A 12,186-nucleotide genomic window follows, 5' to 3' on the forward strand; every position below is an offset into this window, starting at 1 on the left:
GTGTCAACTCGGTCCTGAATAAAACCCGGTCGACCCCATCGCCAGCAGGCTGGCTCCCACATTAGCCTGCCACAGGGACAGGCCTGGGATTACAGAACGTCGAGCAGTTCGACGTCGAATACCAGTACGCTGTGCGGCGGAATGCTGCCAACGCCTTGAGCGCCGTAAGCCAGTTCGCTCGGCACGTACAGACGCCATTTGCTGCCGGCGTTCATCAGTTGCAGGGCTTCGGTCCAGCCAGGGATCACGCCGCCAACCGGGAATTCTGCAGGCTGGCCACGCTCGTAGGAGCTGTCGAAGACAGTGCCGTCGATCAGTGTGCCGTGGTAGTGAGTGCGCACTTGGTCTTCACGGGTTGGCTTGGCGCCTTCACCCTGAGTCAGCACTTCGAATTGCAGGCCGGAAGCCAGGGTGGTGATGCCATCACGCTTGGCGTTTTCAGCCAGGAACGCCAGGCCTTCGCCAGCAGCGGCTTCAGCTTTCGCTGCAGCTTCGGCCTGCATGATTTCGCGAATGACTTTGAAGCTTGCGGACATTTCTTCCTGACCTACACGGCTTTCCTTGCCAGCGAAGGCGTCGGTCAGGCCAGCCAGGATCGCGTCCAGGCTAACGCCCGGTGGCGGGTTGTCGCGCAGCTGGTCGCCCAACTGACGGCCAATGCCGTAGCTGACGCGGGTTTCGTCGGTGGACAGATTTACTTCGGACATGACACTGCTCCGCTGTGCGGACGGCCCAGGAACTTGCCGTGCGTGCACAGCGCGTCCCGGAGCGCCCGGAACCAAAAGGGCCAGCAGACTAGCACAGATGCCATCGCGTTGATCAGGGGCGTCAGCGCTGCCACACAGAACGGAAGGCAATCGGCACCTTCAGGCTTTCCTCGGTATTTTCGCCGAGGCCACACATTTCATCATGAACCGAGGTGTGCACAAGGTTGAACGGTACGCTGGGACAGGCGTGAAGCACTTCACGCGCATGCTCGACAGAGCGCACATGAAACATCTGGCCGTGGGCATCACTCAACGGATACGCCGCGCCATGCATGCGCGCCTCCAGCAGGTAGATCCCGCCTTCCATCGAGATCAGGTTCAGCTCATCGACCTTCCCGGCGATGGCATAGGCATTCAACTCTTGCAGGTTCATGAACGCACCTCAAACAGTGGCGAGCCAAGACCCTTACAGGCATATGCCTTGATGCCTCAAAGCACAAGCCAAAAACCACACCGCCCGTCTGTTTCACCCCACCTGTAGGAGCGAGGCTTGCCCGCGAAGAGGCCGTGTCAGACGACAAAAGTGTTGTCTGTCACGCCGCCTTCGCGGGCAAGCCTCGCTCCTACCGGAGATCGGGAGATCGCTCGGATCAGTGCTTGGTCAGCTTATCCAGGTAACCCATGGCAAACGCCGAGATCACGAAGGTCATGTGGATGATCACGTACCACTTCAAATGCTCGGGATCGACGTTCTTGGCGTCCATGAAAATCCGCAGCAGGTGAATCGACGAGATCGCCACGATGGAGGCGGCCACTTTCATCTTCAACGAAGACGAATCCATGGTACCCAGCCAGTTGAGCTTTTCCTTGTCGTCGTCGATGTCCAGTTGGGACACGAAGTTCTCGTAACCGGAAATCATCACCATCACCAGCAAACCGCCGACCAGCGCCATGTCGATCAGCGACAGCAGCACCAGGATCAGGTCCGATTCGGCCATCGAGAACACGTTGGGGATGACGTGGAAGACTTCCTGGAAGAATTTCAGCGCCAGGGCCAGCAGGCCAAGGGACAGGCCGAAGTAGATCGGCGCCAGTAGCCAACGGGAGGCGTACATTGCATTTTCGATAAAGCGTTCCATTGAATCTCACACGTGGGGATGAAATGGCCGCGAGTATACCAGCCACCGGTCTATACCCAGAAGCCGGCCAGAAACCGTCGAGAAATCCGCCACCTGCGCGTGTGTGACAAGGTTTTTCTGCTAGTGTCCAAACCATTGACAGCTCAGCGACATCGGACAGGAAGACGGGAAAATGGATGTGCGATTGCCTTTAACGAGGGCCGGGCTTTGCCTGGCGCTGCTGATGATCGGCTGCTCGCCCAGCGATGAAAAGCGCCAGGTCAGCCTCGAGGAAAAGACCGCGCAGTTCGAGAAGTCTCTGGATGCGATTGAGGATCCGAAACTCAAGGATGCGGTCGCCGAACTCGGTGGTTCACTGCTGTTGCTTGAACGGGCGCAACTCAAGCTCGACAGCAAACCGGTGGAAACCGAATACGGCGAAGATGCACTCGCCGTGCTCAAACACTACCCCACGCCACAGGCCCTGGTCGATACGTACATCAACGGCCTGTTCGTTTTGCACAAGGATTCCAGCTCCGACTACCTGACGGACCTGCAACCGGTGTTCCCTTTCAATTTCAATATTCCGGCCGCGTTTCTCTTTCCCCATGGCCTGGAATGGCAATCGGTCACGCTGAGCAACAAACGCGTCATCGCGTTTCAGCCGGAATGGTCGGAAACCGACCCTGGTATCCAGCTGAGCCCGTCGAGCTCCAACCTGACCAACCCCGATGACCTGACAGTGACCTACCCCTTCATCGATGGCCTGGACGTGGAAAACAAGAACCAGCCACAACCGGTGAGCCTGCAAGGCAAAGTGGAAGTCATTGCGCCGCGCCGGCTCTACAGCTTCGACCTGACGAAAAAAGACGTCGGCCAGACCCGCACCAACGACAACCTCAGCGTCACCTTGCTGAAACTTGAAAACAACTACGCCGAAATCGAATTCAACAACAGCGCGCCGCTGGCCCCCGAGGTCGGCGACACGCCGCTGAACCCGCTGATCGTGCAGGCCAGGGACACCACCGGGCAGTTTCTCTCGCGCTCAGGCTCGATCAATGAAACCGCTGCACAAATTGCCTTCTATCAAAAACAACTGACGAAAATGCAGCAGCAAAAGGCCTGGAGCGAAACGTTTGAAAAACAGCTGAATGACGAACAGCAAGCGTTTGAAAAGCAACAGACCCGTCATTATTCCAAGGTCTACTTCAACGGACCGATCGAAACCGTCGAAGTCAGCGTGCTGGATTTTTCGGCGGCCACGGTGACCCGCAAGGACCTGAACCTGCCGGTACGCCGTTTCGATCGCAACACCACGGAAAAATCCATCCAGCCTTTGGCGTTGCCGGTGGTGGTGTATGACGACCAGGCCCCGACCTGGCTCAAGGGTGCGACGTTGGGCGAGGAACAGCTGAAAAAAAGCGTCACTATCAGTCAGTCGGTCGAAGACCCTAGCGCTGCACAAATCGAGTTCGTTCACCCCAAGAGCTTCAATGATGAATTGCTTGGAACATCCTTCAACCCCGGCGAAAGCCCGGTCAGTTTCTTTACCGAAGACAGCAGCGGTAAACGCGACGAGCCGATCGAGTTGCCGCCAGAGGCGTACCAGGTCGATCCCTTGCGCGGCACCATCACCTACGATTTGAACCTGTTTCCGGAAACGCCGGCTTACGCGATAGGCTCCATGCCGATGTTCCTGGCCTTGGTCGATAAGCAAACCATCGATGCCCACCATCTACCCAAAGGCCTGGAGCTCAAAGGCAATGCACTGGTGGTGGATTCGAAGCTGTTCCCCGCCCAGGACTGGCGTTTCTTCGCCAAGGACGACAGCGGTAATTACCTGAAGGAGATTCTGTCGGTCAGTCACGATGCGAGCGCGCAAGGCCCGGCACTGTTCAGCGTGCACTACTTCTACGGGCAACCCACCCGCCTGGAAACGTACCAGCGAACCGACCTCGCCACGGTGCAATATGGATTCGAGGTCAAACTCGACAAGGCTGACACGTCCAGCCTTGACCAATAAGCAGCTCGACAGCGCCTAGGTGGCGCTGCGGTAACGCCCACCGTTGATTTCCCGCAGCTGGGCTTGCAGATGCAGGCACCAGATTTGCGGATCATCGGCCAGTTCATAGCCGTGCAGGGTCAGGCTTTCAACAATGGTGTCGAGAATCGACTCAGCGACGAAGGGGCCATGAAACGGGCCCTGGGCCTTGATCGCCGAAGGTTGCTCGCCAGCCATTCCGGCGGCGAAAAGTAAGGTCCACATGCCCGTATCCCCCGCCAACGGGCGGATGGCGCATTCGATACGGGTCACAAGACCCAGGCATTGACGGGTGAGGCAGAGGTTGCGCGACATGGCGGCGACCCTCGTTAGATCCGGTATTCAGCCCCCACAGGAAGGCTGTCTCGATCCAGTGATACTGTCGATATCCTTGAGCTGATAATAGAAGAAAAGTCTGACTGGCACGTCAAGTGAGACCAGAAGGCGCCGAATGGTCATTGTGTGAATATTGACGCCAAAGTGATGGCACTTTTTGAGTTCAGCACCGATAAAAATGTGGGAGCGGGCTTGCCCGCGAGGGCGGTGCATCAACCAACATCTCTGTTGAATGAAAAACCGCTTTCGCGAGCAAGCCCGCTCCCACATTGGCGTTGCATGATCCCAAGTGCGGTTTGCGTCAGGCCGGTTTGGTCTCCACCAACGCTTCCTGCGCCATCTCTCTCTCGGCTTCCTTGAGGTCTTCCTCGCTGATCATTTCCGCGATGACCCGCAGGCGTTCCACCACCCGCGCGTTGACGCTGCCTTCAGGGAACTGGCCATCGGCATCCGGCGCACCGGCCGGTTCGCCCACCAACAGGCTCAGCGCCTCATCGGCCTGGCGGACCGCGTAGACATGGAACTGCCCCGCGCGCACCGCCGTCAGCACCTTCTCGTCGAGCATCAGCGTGGCCACGTTGGCCTGGGGAATGATCGCCCCCTGCTCACCGGTCAGCCCGCGCGCTTCGCAGAGACGGAAGAAGCCTTCGATCTTTTCGTTGACCCCGCCCACCGCCTGCACTTCACCGAACTGGTTGATCGACCCGGTGATCGCGAAGCACTGCTTGAGTGGCGTTTTCGACAACGCCGAAATCAAGGTGCACGCCTCGCCCAACGACGCGCTATCGCCATCGACGTAACCGTAGGATTGCTCCAGGGCGATACTCGCGGAAATCGCCAACGGGAATTCCTGGGCGTAACGGCTGCCCAGGTACCCGGTGAGGATCATCACGCCCTTGGAGTGAATCGGCTGGCCAAGGTTGACCTCGCGCTCGATGTCGACGATGCCGCTGCCGCCCGGATAAACCGTGGCGGAAATCCGCGCCGGTACACCGAAGGCCGAGTCGCCGACTTCGAGCACTGTCAGCCCATTGCATTTGCCGACCGCCGCGCCATCGGTGTCGATGAGGATAATGCCGGCGAGCATGTCATCGAGAATCCGCGCCGAGACGCGCCCGGTACGGGTGGCCTTGGCCTTGAGCGCACGCTCGATGTGCCCGGCGTCGGTCATTTCGTCACCGGCCAGGTGGCGAATGAAATCCGCCTCGCTGACCAGCTGGAACAGATCACCGATCCGCGCCGACAAACGCCCCTGGTGCTCCGCCAGACGAGCGCTGTACGTCGCCAGACGCGCCACCGCATCGGCCGTCAGCGGCGCCATGCCTTCTTCGGAGGTGCGGGTTTTGAGCAACTGGGCGAACTGCTCCAGGCTCTCGTCGACCATCGGGATGTCTTCGTCGAAATCCACCAGGACCCGGAACATCTCCTGGAAGTCCGGATCGAGGTCTTGCAGCGTGTAGTACAGCTGACGCGCGCCGATGATCACCACTTTGACCTGCAGCGGAATGTGTTGCGGTGTCAGGGTCACGGTGGCGAAACGGCCCATCTCGCCCAGCGGCGATTCCATTTTCAGTTTGCGCGATTGCAGGGCGCGTTTGAGCGCATCCCACACGAACGGCTCGCTGAGCATTTTTTCTGCTTCCAGAATCAGGAAGCCGCCGTTGGCGCGGTGCAGCGCACCCGGACGCAACTGGCGATACGTGGTGTAGAGCGCGCCCTGGTCGGTGGTGTACTCGATGCGGCCGAACAGGTTTTCGTACGTCGGGTGCGGTTCAAAGACCACCGGCGCACCGCCGCTGTGCGGATGGCCGACCACCAGGCTCGGGGCGTATTGCTCTTCCAGCAGCTTGCGGGCGATGGCGTCGGTCTTGCTGTCGTCCACCAGTTGTTCGACCACGGTTTTCAGCAAATACACCTGCATGGCTTGCAGGTAGCCGCAGACCGCCGCGTTTTCCGCATACTTCTCCGACAACGGCGACAGCAACGGCTGCAAGGCCAGGGTGATGGTTTCTTCGTTGAGCTGGCGCAGCAGATTGCTCGACTCGCGCTTCCATTGCGGCAGGCTGGCGAGTTCCTCGTTCAGCCGTTCTTCCAGCCAGGAAATGTCGTCGTGGAAACGCTCGCGATCGGCTTCCGGCAATTGGGCGAATTCTGCTTCGTCCACGGCCTTGCCGTCAGCCATCGGGGTGAAGGCGATGTTGCTGCTGTCGCGGTACAGCGCGACGTCTTTCTCGAGTGCCAGGCGCTCGATCACGTCCAGCGCCTTGTCGTAACGCTGGTTGAAGGCGCGGTCGATGGCGCTTTTCTTCTGCTGGTAGGACGGGTGCTCGAACACGGCCGGAAAAGTCGCCAGCAGGTTGTCGATCAAACCGTTGATGTCATCGATGAAGGCACCGGCCGTGCCCGATGGCAATTCCAGTGCGCGAGGTTCGCGAGGATCGTCGAAATTATTGACGTAGACCCAGTCCGCCGGGGTCTGCAGGCGTTTGCCTTCGGCCTTCAGGTAGCGTTTGACGAACGAAAACCGGCCAGTGCCGGGCTCGCCCATGACGAATACGTTGTAACCGGGGCGTGGCATGGCCACACCGAACTGCAAGGCTTCGACCGCACGTTCCTGGCCAAGCACACCGCGGAAGGGCTCCAGATCATTGGTGGTAGAGAAGCTGAACTGTTCAGCGGAAAACGGACGGGTCAGCGCGTCGGGCGCTAGACGCAAGCTGGCAGCAACAGGATCAGGCATCGGGCTTCCTTACATCAGGCGGGGCAGATAGCGGCATTCTGGCGCTGCCCACACCCCACTTGCAAGGCGCGCCTCAAGCCAAAGCATAGACAAGCCGGCACGCCCAGGCGGGACGGGCGCAAATCAATGATTTCAACGAATGTTTTGCAAAAAATCACGGAACCCCTGGAACGTGCCTAAACTCCAAACTGCGCGGCTGGAACAATAACCGGCCCACTGGCGCCAGATCGGGCCAGACCCCTGTCCATTGGTATGCACATAAAGAGAACAAAGCTATGAAACGGATTCTTCTCGGTACTCTCTTCACCGCTGTATCCATCAACGCCATGGCTCAGGCGCCAGGCGGCCCGGATTGCGGTTGGGGCAACATGCTGTTCGAAGGTCAGCGTGGCACCCCGGCTCACTTCCTGGCATCCACCACTAACGGCACTTCCGGCAACGCAACGTTTGGTATGACCTCGGGTACCAACGGTTGCTCGACCAATGCGTCGCTGACCTATGGCGGCAAATCCTGGATTGCCATGAATGGCATGATGAACGAGTTGTCCGAAGACATGGCTAAAGGTCAGGGCGAAGCACTGACGACTTACGCCGTGGTACTGGGCGTGGCGCCGGAAGATCGTGCGCATTTCGCTGCTGTGACTCACGAGCACTTCCAGCAAATCTTCAGCAAGGCTGACGTGACCGCTGACGATGTGCATACCAACACCCTGGCCGTCCTGAAATCCGATCCTCGTCTGGCCAAGTACGCGACTCAAGCTTAAGCTCGACACGCCCGCGCCTTTCGGGGAGCGGGCTTTATTTTTTGGACCTGTCCCTCTTTGGGTCTTTGTTTTTTTTCGACTTAAGTTGCCCACTATGCTCAAACGCCTTGCCTGGCTGGCGCTCTGTGTCTGCGCCCCGCTGTCTGCCGCGCCCCACATCGACAATCAACGTTTGCAGCAACTGGCCAATGATCCCTTCTGGATTTCCCTGGGCCACTATGAAACCGCCAAGCTCGGCGGCTGGCGCAGCTATGTCAGCGACAAGAAATTCTTTCTCGCCCCCGACGGCAACGAACACCCCGACCGTGAACTGGCCGCGACCGTACAAGCGCTATACGCCCCCGCCAGTGCCGGCGAACAACATGCCCAATGCGTCTACCCCGCGCGCACCCGCTGGTTGAAGGCGCAGCTCAACCTGAGCGATCTGCCGACGCTGGACTGCACTGAGTTCACGAAATGGTTCAAGGACGTTTCGCCTCACAGCGCGGTGATGATTTTCCCGGCGGCCTACCTGAACAGTCCGTCTTCGATGTTCGGCCACACCCTGCTGCGCATCGACCAGGCTGACGTGCAGAGCAACCAAACCGCCCTGCTCAGTTACGCCATCAACTTCGGCGCCTACATCGAAGGCTCGGACAACAGCATCCTGTATGCCTGGAAAGGCTTGATGGGCGGCTATCCGGGGCTGTTTGCACTGGTGCCCTATCAGGAAAAACTCTCGGAATACCGCAGTCTCGAAAACCGCGACCTGTGGGAATACCGCCTGAACCTGACCCAGCAAGAAACCGAGCGCATGGTCGAGCACGTCTGGGAACTGAAACAGATCCAGTTCGACTATTTTTTCTTTGACGAAAACTGCTCCTATCGCCTGCTGGAACTGCTGCAAGTCGCGCGTCCAAGCCTGCGCCTGACCGAACAATTCCCCCTGACCGCGATTCCCACCGACACCGTCAAAGCCGTGAAAGAAGCCGGCTTGGTGGAGTCCATCGAGTATCGTCCTTCTCGCGAGCGCGAACTGCTGAGCCGCGCCGAGCCGCTGACGGGCGAAGAACAGGATTGGGTGCTGAAGGTCAGCGCTGACCAGAAACAATTGCAGGAGCCGGCATTCAAGGCACAACCCCGCGACCGTCAGGCGCTGATCATCGATGCGGCTTACCGACTGGAGCGCTACCGCGCCAACGGTCAGGAGCGCGACCCGCAGCGGGCGCAGCGTTCTTTCGAGCTGCTGCGGGCGATCAACCAGAACCCGCCGCCGGAGCTGGATATCGCGCGCCCCGGCCTGCCCGAGGACGGCCATGAGTCCCGCACCTGGCAAGCCGGCATCGGTACTCAGGGCGATAAAGCCTTTGGCGAATATGGTCTGCGCATGGCCTATCACGACCTCAATGACAACGCCGAAAGTTTCCCCCTCGGTGCGCAGATCGAAATCCTGCAAATGAAACTGCGCCAGTACGAAGGCAATCACTGGCAGTTCCAGCAACTGGACCTGGCAACCATCCGCTCCCTGACCCCGCGCAACGCGTTGCTGCAACCGCTCTCGTGGCAGGTTACCGGTGGGCTGGAGCGCGTACCGGGCAAGCATGACGACGAAACGCTGGTCAGCCACGTCAACGGTGGCGGTGGCGGCACCTGGCAACTGGGCGATGACATGCTCGGTTTTGCTCTGGGCACGGTGCGCGTGGAGCACAACAACGACTTCGCCGGGTTCATCGCCCCGGCGGCGGGTTTCAACAGCGGCCTGCTGTGGAAAAACCCGCTGGGCAACTTCAGCCTGGAGGCCAAGGGCGACTTCTTCACCAACGGCGAAGTACGCCGTAGCGTGAGTCTGAATCAGCAGTGGGAATTGTCGCGCAACCTCGGTTTGCGCTTGAGTGCCCAACGCGAATTCAGCCACCTGGCCTCGCCGGAGAATGAAGTGATGCTTGAGGTGAAGTGGTATCACTACTGATCCATCAGCAACGCGATTCCCTTGTGGGAGCGAGCCTGCTCGCGAATGCGCAGTGTCAGTCGACATCAACGGTGGCTGATCCACCGCTTTCGCGAGCAGGCTCGCTCCCACATTTGTTTTGTGGTGCTCAACGGATTAATCACAGGCCTTTCACGAATACCTGACGAATCCATCCCTAGACTTCCCTTATAGGCCGTTGAACGGCCCCGGGAGTACGAGATGTGGCGTTGCGCAGGTGTGTTGGGTGTGTTGCTGTTGCTCGCAGGTTGCCAGACGACCCACGAGGATTTGATCGCCAAGGGTTATCCACCGGCGTTCGCCGATGGTTTCGATGACGGTTGCAGCAGTGGCCGGCAAGCCGCTGGGGCGATCACCGGTGAATTTCGCAAGAACGTCCCGCGTTATCTCAAGGACAAACAGTACGCCGAGGGTTGGAGCGATGGTTTCCGCCAGTGCCAGGCCATGCGCGAAAGCGAGGACCGCGAGGACTACCGCAGCCACCATTGGGACATTGGGACGATCGCGACAAAGCCTGGCAGCAGCAAAAAGATCAAGGCGCCGCCCGTGCCTATCGCTCGCAATAAGTCGCTGTCAGATATCCCTCGAAACTAAAAGCCTGCGACCATGGCCCAAACCCTATAACGGGAGAAAACCATGAGTCGTGCCTTCGTCAATGAAGATAACGCCGCTGCGCAAGCCGATCAGCCCGTCGAACGGCAGGTCAGCGCGCAACCCAATTACGTCACGCCCACGGGCCTGGCCCAGTTGCAGGCGAAAGTCACCGAGCTGCAACAGCTGCTCAACGAGCAATCGGCCAAAGGTGAGCAGGCCGACAAGCAGCGCCAGGCGGACCTTGAGCGCGATTTGCGCTACTTCAACCAGCGCCTGCAAAGCGCTCAAGTAGTAACGCCCGCCAACTCAACGCAGAAAGTGCAGATCGGTAGCCGCGTGACCTTCGCCGATGAACACAACACCGAGCAGACCGTGCAACTGGTCGGTGAGGACCAGGCCGACGCAGCGGTGGGCCTGATCAATTGGGGATCGCCGCTGGGCCGGGCGTTGCTCGGGGCGCACCTCGGTGATGAGGTGCTGTGGCAACGCCCGGCCGGCGATCAGTCGATCGAGATCATCCGCATCGACCCGGCTTAAACCACGCCCTGGGCGAGCATGGCGTCGGCGACTTTGACGAAGCCGGCGATGTTCGCGCCTTTGACGTAATTCACCCGGCCGTTCTCTTCGCCGTAATGCACGCAAGCATGGTGGATCGACTGCATGATCGCGTGGAGTTTGCTGTCCACTTCACCACCGGTCCACAGCAGGCGCATCGCGTTTTGCGACATCTCCAGCCCGCTCACCGCCACACCACCGGCGTTGGATGCCTTGCCCGGCGCAAACAAAATGTCCGCTTCCACGAACAGGTCCACCGCCTCAAGCGTGGTCGGCATGTTCGCCCCTTCCGCCACACAGATGCAGCCGTTGCGCAGTAAGGTACGGGCGGCCTCGGCGTCCAGTTCGTTTTGCGTGGCGCACGGCAGCGCGATGTCGCAGCTCAAAGACCATGGATGCTGGCCGGCGAGGAACTCCAGGCCAAAACGGCCAGCCAGTTCACTGATGCGCCCGCGCTGGACGTTTTTCAGTTCCAGCACCGCCAGCCACTGTTCTTCGGTCAAACCGCTTTCGCAGTACAACGTGCCTTCGGAGTCGGACAGCGAAATCACTTTGCCGCCCAGGTCCATGACCTTGCGCGCCGCGTATTGCGCGACGTTGCCCGAACCCGAGATCGCCACGCGCTTGCCTTCGACCGCTTCACCGCGACGCTTGAGCATTTCCTCGGCGAAGTACACGCAGCCGAAACCGGTGGCCTCCGGGCGAATCAGGCTGCCGCCATAGCTTGGGCCCTTGCCGGTGAGCACGCTGGTGAACTGATTGCTCAGACGTTTGTACTGACCGAACAGGAAACCGATCTCGCGCGCACCAACCCCAATATCACCGGCGGGAACGTCAACGTCCGCGCCGATGTGACGGTACAGCTCGCTCATGAAGGCCTGGCAGAAACGCATGACTTCGGCGTCGCTTTTGCCTTTCGGATCGAAGTCCGCCCCCCCCTTGCCGCCGCCCATGGGTAACGAGGTCAGGGAGTTCTTGAAGGTCTGTTCGAAGGCGAGGAACTTCAGCACGCCGAGGTTCACGGATGGATGGAAACGCAACCCGCCCTTGTACGGACCGATGGCGCTGTTCATCTGGATGCGGAAACCGCGATTGACCTGCACCTTGCCGTGATCGTCGACCCAGGACACCCGAAACACAATGGCCCGCTCCGGCTCGCAAATCCGCTCCAGAATGCCGGAGGTCAGGTAGTGCGGATTGGCTTCAAGAAACGGCCACAGGCTGCGCAGGACTTCTTCCACGGCCTGGTGGAATTCGGGTTGGTCAGGGTCGCGTTTTTTCAGGCGGGCAAGGAAGGATTCAACGGATTCGAACATGGAAAAGTCTCGGCAAATTTATTGTCGTTGGAAGCGATGGGGCCGGACT

10 protein-coding genes and 1 pseudogene are annotated in these 12,186 nt (G+C 59.6%); 5 read left to right on the plus strand and 6 right to left on the minus strand.

Annotation, left to right across the window (positions count from 1 at the left end; translation table 11 throughout):
• Positions 1 to 89 precede the first annotated feature (89 nt).
• From bamJ to ACA057_RS27110, 3 genes are all read right to left on the minus strand, one after another.
• Positions 90 to 707: a BamJ family beta-barrel-assembly machinery protein gene (gene bamJ, locus ACA057_RS27100; protein WP_103303603.1), complete on the minus strand. Its 618-nt coding sequence runs from the start codon at positions 705 to 707 to the stop codon at positions 90 to 92.
• A 121-nt stretch (positions 708 to 828) separates the two neighbouring features.
• Entirely contained in the window at positions 829 to 1,140 is a 312-nt protein-coding gene (locus tag ACA057_RS27105) for a DUF6482 family protein (RefSeq protein WP_497343778.1), read from the minus strand.
• 217 nt (positions 1,141 to 1,357) lie between these two features.
• Positions 1,358 to 1,846 (minus strand): TIGR00645 family protein, encoded by a 489-nt coding sequence (locus tag ACA057_RS27110; protein ID WP_033054284.1) that lies wholly within the window; start codon positions 1,844 to 1,846, stop codon positions 1,358 to 1,360.
• Between the two features lie 172 nt (positions 1,847 to 2,018).
• Here ACA057_RS27110 and ACA057_RS27115 point away from each other — a divergent pair, with 172 nt between their 5' ends.
• Positions 2,019 to 3,848, plus strand: a complete 1,830-nt coding sequence (locus tag ACA057_RS27115) for a hypothetical protein (RefSeq protein ID WP_497343780.1) — start codon at positions 2,019 to 2,021, stop codon at positions 3,846 to 3,848.
• A 15-nt stretch (positions 3,849 to 3,863) separates the two neighbouring features.
• On the opposite strand, the gene ACA057_RS27120 is transcribed toward ACA057_RS27115, so the two are convergent.
• A complete protein-coding gene (locus ACA057_RS27120; RefSeq protein ID WP_059402014.1) occupies positions 3,864 to 4,181 on the minus strand; it encodes a PA4575 family protein in 318 nt (105 codons plus the stop codon).
• Between the two features lie 322 nt (positions 4,182 to 4,503).
• Positions 4,504 to 6,942: a Lon protease family protein gene (locus ACA057_RS27125; protein ID WP_497343782.1), complete on the minus strand. Its 2,439-nt coding sequence runs from the start codon at positions 6,940 to 6,942 to the stop codon at positions 4,504 to 4,506.
• Positions 6,943 to 7,217: 275 nt separating this feature from the next.
• On the opposite strand from ACA057_RS27125, the gene ACA057_RS27130 reads away from it, so the two are divergent.
• The 4 genes and pseudogenes from ACA057_RS27130 (at position 7,218) to ACA057_RS27145 (ending at position 10,803) form a co-directional block, all read left to right on the plus strand.
• Positions 7,218 to 7,706: a DUF3015 domain-containing protein gene (locus tag ACA057_RS27130; RefSeq protein WP_008154254.1), complete on the plus strand. Its 489-nt coding sequence runs from the start codon at positions 7,218 to 7,220 to the stop codon at positions 7,704 to 7,706.
• 94 nt (positions 7,707 to 7,800) lie between these two features.
• Positions 7,801 to 9,654 carry an Lnb N-terminal periplasmic domain-containing protein gene (locus ACA057_RS27135; protein WP_497343784.1) on the plus strand — a complete coding sequence of 618 codons (1,854 nt, stop codon included), beginning with the start codon at positions 7,801 to 7,803 and terminating at the stop codon, positions 9,652 to 9,654.
• A 219-nt stretch (positions 9,655 to 9,873) separates the two neighbouring features.
• A pseudogene (locus ACA057_RS27140) lies at positions 9,874 to 10,238 on the plus strand (hypothetical protein).
• A gap of 70 nt (positions 10,239 to 10,308) precedes the next feature.
• Positions 10,309 to 10,803, plus strand: coding sequence for a GreA/GreB family elongation factor (locus tag ACA057_RS27145; protein WP_497343786.1), 495 nt, complete (start codon positions 10,309 to 10,311; stop codon positions 10,801 to 10,803).
• Here ACA057_RS27145 and gdhA read toward each other — a convergent pair.
• Positions 10,800 to 12,137, minus strand: a complete 1,338-nt coding sequence (gene gdhA / locus ACA057_RS27150; protein WP_497343787.1) for an NADP-specific glutamate dehydrogenase — start codon at positions 12,135 to 12,137, stop codon at positions 10,800 to 10,802. The two genes, ACA057_RS27145 and gdhA, sit on opposite strands and share 4 nt — an antisense overlap.
• Positions 12,138 to 12,186 lie beyond the last annotated feature (49 nt).

Source organism: Pseudomonas sp. LBUM1661, assembly GCF_059695925.1.

What these genes read in the sequence shown, in the direction of transcription:
- ACA057_RS27125 (WP_497343782.1), bottom strand. Translation starts at nt 6,942, where the DNA reads ATGCCTGATCCTGTTGCTGCCAGCTTGCGTCTAGCGCCCGACGCGCTG.
- ACA057_RS27135 (WP_497343784.1), top strand. Translation starts at nt 7,801, where the DNA reads ATGCTCAAACGCCTTGCCTGGCTGGCGCTCTGTGTCTGCGCCCCGCTG.
- gdhA (WP_497343787.1), bottom strand. Translation starts at nt 12,137, where the DNA reads ATGTTCGAATCCGTTGAATCCTTCCTTGCCCGCCTGAAAAAACGCGAC.
- ACA057_RS27145 (WP_497343786.1), top strand. Translation starts at nt 10,309, where the DNA reads ATGAGTCGTGCCTTCGTCAATGAAGATAACGCCGCTGCGCAAGCCGAT.
- ACA057_RS27105 (WP_497343778.1), bottom strand. Translation starts at nt 1,140, where the DNA reads ATGAACCTGCAAGAGTTGAATGCCTATGCCATCGCCGGGAAGGTCGAT.
- ACA057_RS27115 (WP_497343780.1), top strand. Translation starts at nt 2,019, where the DNA reads ATGGATGTGCGATTGCCTTTAACGAGGGCCGGGCTTTGCCTGGCGCTG.
- ACA057_RS27110 (WP_033054284.1), bottom strand. Translation starts at nt 1,846, where the DNA reads ATGGAACGCTTTATCGAAAATGCAATGTACGCCTCCCGTTGGCTACTG.
- bamJ (WP_103303603.1), bottom strand. Translation starts at nt 707, where the DNA reads ATGTCCGAAGTAAATCTGTCCACCGACGAAACCCGCGTCAGCTACGGC.
- ACA057_RS27130 (WP_008154254.1), top strand. Translation starts at nt 7,218, where the DNA reads ATGAAACGGATTCTTCTCGGTACTCTCTTCACCGCTGTATCCATCAAC.
- ACA057_RS27120 (WP_059402014.1), bottom strand. Translation starts at nt 4,181, where the DNA reads ATGTCGCGCAACCTCTGCCTCACCCGTCAATGCCTGGGTCTTGTGACC.